This is a genomic window from Terriglobales bacterium (assembly GCA_035567895.1).
Lineage (GTDB): Bacteria > Acidobacteriota > Terriglobia > Terriglobales > Acidobacteriaceae > Gp1-AA112.
In genome coordinates, this window is the sequence record DATMPC010000025.1 from 1 (window position 1) to 2,601 (window position 2,601).

The window sequence follows — 2,601 nt, forward strand, 5'->3', positions numbered from 1 at the left end:
GAATCCGGAATCTGCGCGATTCTGTTATTTTGAGACTTCCCATGAGATGTGACATCCTATAGGATGTCTATCTATGGGTATGCCGAGGGTTGTGGTGGATACATCCGTGATTGTGGCCGGACTTCGGAGCCAACTAGGCGCGAGCAACCGTATTCTTACGCTCGTTGCCGAGCGCCAGCTCCTACCCTTGGTGACAACGGCGTTGTTTCTTGAATATGAGGATGTTCTTAATCGCCCGGAGCAGCGATTGGCGACGGGCATGGCAAAAGAAGACGTGGTGGGTTTTCTGGCTGCCCTGGCAAGCGCTGCGGAGCCCGTCGATGTTCACTTTATGTGGCGGCCGCAGTTGGCCGATCCCGCTGACGAGTTAGTGCTGGAGGCGGCGGTGAATGGTCGGGCTTCAGCCATTGTCACGCACAATGTACGCGACTTTTTACCGGCAGCACGCGACTTTGAGATCGAAGTGATTGCACCGAGCGTCATGCTCGAGAGGATGAGGAAATGAGCAAGAATACCTATCCATTGAAACTTCCCACGTCAGTGAAAAAGGCAGCCGCAGAATTGGCCGCCACTGATGGCGTATCGTTGAACCAATTCATCGCGGCTGCGGTAGCGGAAAAAGTAGGCTCCTTGCGCGCTGCGGATGACTTCTTGCGTGAACGCGCGGGAACCGCGAAGCCGAAGGACATGCTCAAGTATCTGCGCCGTGCACCGAAGGTTGCACCGAATGCGGACGACATGCCATAGGACTGCGATTGCGGCGATCTTGCGGTCATCGCGCCTTCGCGATCGTGAGGCGCACATCTTGTCAATTGGAATCGTCTCTTGAAGGAAGGCCGAGTCTAGGCATCTGGGATGTTTGCAGAGCTGCGAACTCACGAGAGCGTCGGTAGCGGTTTGTCGTTGTCATCCACACCGCGAATTCAATCTCGGATAGTTCTTGAATTCCGGCTCCGGCCCCTGCTCATCCCCTTTCAGCCAGTGAATTTTGGCGCGCACATAGCTGATCATCGCTTCCAGCTCCGTCGCCTTAGCCTCCAGGCTAACGAGCTGCGCGCTCATGATCTCAGCCCTGCGTTCGCGTGTGAGGCGGCCTTTACGGCGCTCCTCAGTGAAGGCTGCGATTTCCTTGAGCGACATACCGAGAGATTGCGAGATCCTGATGACCTCTGCAGCTTGAATATCCTTTTCCGTGAAAATACTGTACGGGTGGCGGCCACCCTTGCCGTTCGTCTTGGGTCGTAGCAGGCCAAGACGCGCATAGAAGCGCACCGTATCGCGGGTAAGTCCCGTTACCCGTGCAAATTCTGAGATCAGCATAGGCGCCCCTTGACTGTGGAGTATGGTCCACAGTTACAACTATGCCTCGCATTTGAATCCAGAGCCAATATCGGCTGCAATTGAGGAGGCATCTTGGAATACTCAACACTCGGCAATACAGGGCTCCTGGTTTCAAAGTTTTGCTTCGGAACCATGACATTCGGTGACGGCGGGGGGCTCTTCAAGGGCATCAGCGCTGTTGACCAGACTGGGGCCAATGAACTGGTCAAGACGGCGATTGACGGGGGCGTCAATTTCTTTGATACGGCGGACAATTACACGGAAGGTGCGAGCGAAAAGATACTCGGACAATCACTGAAGAATCTTAACGTCGCGCGACAGCATGTCGTGATCGCGACGAAAGTCTACAGCCGCGTCGGCCCTGGGCGAAATGACGTTGGGGCTTCTCGCGGCCACATCATGGACGGCGTGGAGGCCAGTCTCCGCCGTCTGCAGACCGATCATATCGATCTGTACCAGATCCATGGCAACGATGCCGTGACCCCACTGGAAGAGACGCTTTGCGCTCTCGACACGCTGGTGCAGCAGGGAAAGGTCCGCTACATCGGGTGCTCCAACTGGCAGGCATGGAAGATCGCCAAAGCCCTCGGCATCTCCGAGTTCAAGGGCCTGGCCCGATTCGACACGCTTCAGGCTTATTACTCGATCGCCGGCCGCGATCTTGAACGGGAAATCGTTCCTCTGTTGGAATCCGAAAAGGTCGGTCTGCTCGTGTGGAGTCCTCTTGCCGGCGGCTTACTTTCCGGCAAGTTCAGCCGGACAAATCAGAAGCCCGCGGATTCGCGCCGCACTGAGTACGACTTTCCTCTCGTGGACAAAGAGCGGACTTGGAATATTCTCGACGTCATGTCTCCGATCGCGAAAGCACACGGATGTAGTGCTGCACGTCTCGCGCTCGCGTGGATCTTGGCAAAGCCGGCAGTAACCTCGGTCATCATTGGTGCGAAACGCCCCGACCAGCTTAAAGACAATCTCGCGGCGATGGAGCTCACACTCACACAAGACGAACTTAAGCAGTTAGATGAGGCCAGCGCTCTTGCGCCTGAGTATCCAGGCTGGGTTCTCCCGTTCCAGGGAGCCGACCGCTTGGGGCCAGCCGATCGCTGGGAGCGATTGGGTGAGGTGCGCAACGCGCATTGATCCTCCAAATCTCGCTCAGCCTACATGCGCAACCGGCTTGTTTTTCTGGCCGCTAAGGCAGCGGCAACCTCGACTAAACATCCAGTTCACTGGGAGCCGCGCGGTCCACGGCAGGACGAA

At 56.6% G+C, this 2,601-nt stretch carries 4 protein-coding genes; 3 read left to right on the top strand and 1 reads right to left on the bottom strand.

Going from position 1 to position 2,601, the window contains the following annotated elements; all coding sequences use genetic code 11:
* Nucleotides 1-73: 73 nt before the first annotated feature.
* Both VNX88_06895 and VNX88_06900 read left to right on the top strand, forming a co-directional pair.
* The gene (locus VNX88_06895; GenBank protein ID HWY68374.1) at nt 74-505 is read left to right on the top strand and encodes a putative toxin-antitoxin system toxin component, PIN family; all 432 of its coding nucleotides are present in this window, start codon (nt 74-76) and stop codon (nt 503-505) included.
* The gene (locus VNX88_06900; protein ID HWY68375.1) at nt 502-747 is read left to right on the top strand and encodes a hypothetical protein; all 246 of its coding nucleotides are present in this window, start codon (nt 502-504) and stop codon (nt 745-747) included. Before VNX88_06895 ends, VNX88_06900 begins: the two co-directional genes overlap by 4 nt.
* 159 nt (nt 748-906) lie before the next feature.
* On the opposite strand, the gene VNX88_06905 is transcribed toward VNX88_06900, so the two are convergent.
* Nucleotides 907-1,320 (bottom strand): MerR family transcriptional regulator, encoded by a 414-nt coding sequence (locus VNX88_06905; protein HWY68376.1) that lies wholly within the window; start codon nt 1,318-1,320, stop codon nt 907-909.
* A 93-nt stretch (nt 1,321-1,413) separates the two neighbouring features.
* Here VNX88_06905 and VNX88_06910 point away from each other — a divergent pair, with 93 nt between their 5' ends.
* Nucleotides 1,414-2,481 carry an aldo/keto reductase gene (locus VNX88_06910; GenBank protein HWY68377.1) on the top strand — a complete coding sequence of 356 codons (1,068 nt, stop codon included), beginning with the start codon at nt 1,414-1,416 and terminating at the stop codon, nt 2,479-2,481.
* The last annotated feature ends 120 nt before the right edge of the window (nt 2,482-2,601 follow it).

Coding starts and splice junctions, on each gene's coding strand:
- VNX88_06900 (HWY68375.1), top strand. CDS start 502: ATGAGCAAGAATACCTATCCATTGAAACTTCCCACGTCAGTGAAAAAG.
- VNX88_06895 (HWY68374.1), top strand. CDS start 74: ATGGGTATGCCGAGGGTTGTGGTGGATACATCCGTGATTGTGGCCGGA.
- VNX88_06905 (HWY68376.1), bottom strand. CDS start 1,320: ATGCTGATCTCAGAATTTGCACGGGTAACGGGACTTACCCGCGATACG.